Origin of the sequence: uncultured Campylobacter sp., assembly GCF_938018145.1 — a bacterium.
GTDB lineage: Bacteria > Campylobacterota > Campylobacteria > Campylobacterales > Campylobacteraceae > Campylobacter_A.
On record NZ_CALIII010000057.1, the window covers coordinates 1 to 1,244 of the forward strand.

Sequence of the window (1,244 nt, forward strand, 5' to 3'; positions counted from 1 at the left end):
GAGTTTTTATGATTTTTGGCAAGATTGATTATCTAAATTTGCTTCCTTTTCACGTATTTTTAAAGCGCTCGCGCCTAAGCTCGCAGGATAAAAAAATCATCGAATTTAAAAAGGGCGTGCCTAGCAAACTAAACCGCGATCTGCGCTGCCGCAGGATCGACGCCGCCGTGGTCTCTAGTATCGAAAGCCGCAAAAAACGCTACAAAAAAGTGAGCCTAGGCATCGTCGCAAAAGGCGACGTCAAAAGCGTGCTCGTGCGAAAGGGCACCTCCGCGCGTCCCGACCCTGCGTCTGCTAGCTCAAACGCGCTAGCCGAAGTACTGGGGCTTGAGGGCGAGGTGCTCATCGGCGACCGCGCGCTAAAGGCGTATCTGCGGGAGGGCGAGGAGGCGTTTTACGACCTTGGGCGGGCGTGGCGCGAGCGGACGGGCTTGCCGTTTGTTTTCGGGCGATTTTCCTGCGTGAAGGGGCGCGGCGCGTATGAGCGGCTGGCGCGCGAGTTTTTGCGAGCAAATGTCAAAATCCCAAACTACATCCTCGCCAAATACGCCCAAACTAGGGGCATCAGCGCGGATGATATCAAATGGTATCTCAAATTTATCAGCTACGAAATCGGCGCAAAGGAGCAAAAGGCGCTGCGGATATTTTTCAAAGAAGTGCTAAAAAACGGACGTACGGCGAAGCTTTTGGCGCGAGGCGAGCGTTAGGCGCAAATTTACCCTAACGCGCCGCTTTTTAAATTTGCCTTTTTATCTCGGGCGGTTTTCGCAGTCGCTTTAAATGCCGTAGTTTAGAGCTGAATCCGCCGCACAACGCTAAATTTTAACCACTCTAAGCGGCGCATTTTTTAGAAGCTAACAAGATTTAGTCAAATTTGAAATTTAAGCAGGCAAATTTACGTCCGTTCTCGTCAAATTTGCCTGCTTAAATTTTAAATTTACGCCCGCCGCGAGCTCAAATTTCATTCGGCCGAATTTATATTTTGGCTTCGTCTTTGCGCCGAGATTATTTACTTCAAATTTGAGCTTGAACTAGATTTACTTCGGTTACTATCTACGTAAATCACCTTGGTCGAGTCGCTTTTGTATGTACTTAAAAACCTATATATTTTTTTTATCTTTTTTTCATCATTTGCCCATACTATAAAAGCTCTAGCGTCTTTAAACGTTGCATTTTCGTCGGGGCAGTGTTGTTTGTAGAAATTTATATCTTTGTCAAATTCTTCTATCATTTTTGGGTCTATC

1 protein-coding gene and 1 pseudogene are annotated in these 1,244 nt (G+C 46.6%); one reads left to right on the forward strand and one right to left on the reverse strand.

Translation table 11 applies throughout. The annotated features are described in order from the left end of the window. Positions 1–8 precede the first annotated feature (8 nt). Positions 9–707 (forward strand): MqnA/MqnD/SBP family protein, encoded by a 699-nt coding sequence (locus Q0338_RS01365; protein WP_298085196.1) that lies wholly within the window; start codon positions 9–11, stop codon positions 705–707. 302 nt (positions 708–1,009) lie between these two features. Here Q0338_RS01365 and Q0338_RS01370 read toward each other — a convergent pair. Beyond that, positions 1,010–1,244 (reverse strand): annotated as a pseudogene (locus tag Q0338_RS01370) (ankyrin repeat domain-containing protein); the annotation flags it as partial.

Coding starts and splice junctions, on each gene's coding strand:
- Q0338_RS01365 (WP_298085196.1), top strand. CDS start 9: ATGATTTTTGGCAAGATTGATTATCTAAATTTGCTTCCTTTTCACGTA.